The organism is Streptococcus sp. HMSC065H07, from assembly GCF_001837325.1.
Lineage (GTDB): Bacteria > Bacillota > Bacilli > Lactobacillales > Streptococcaceae > Streptococcus > Streptococcus salivarius_H.
The window spans coordinates 1-233 of sequence record NZ_KV832016.1 but is presented as its reverse complement, the minus strand read 5'-3'; the positions used below and the strand labels follow the sequence as shown (position 1 = coordinate 233).

General features: G+C 39.5%; 1 protein-coding gene. It reads left to right on the top strand.

From position 1 onward, the window contains the following. Positions 1 to 12: 12 nt before the first annotated feature. Positions 13 to 233 (top strand): ATP-binding cassette domain-containing protein (locus HMPREF2637_RS01860; protein WP_141760006.1); only part of this gene is annotated, 221 nt, incomplete at its 3' end.

Genomic DNA, 233 nt, shown 5'->3' with positions numbered 1-233 from the left:
TAGGAGGCTCTTATGGCACTTATTGAATTTAAAAATGTTAATAAATATTACGGAGATTATCATGCACTTCGTGATATCAATCTAGAAATTGAAAAAGGACAAGTTGTGGTTCTCTTGGGACCTTCTGGGTCTGGGAAATCTACCCTTATCCGTACAATCAACGCCTTGGAATCCATCGATAACGGTACGCTTATCGTTAACGGACATAATGTGACGGAAGCTTCTGCCAAAGA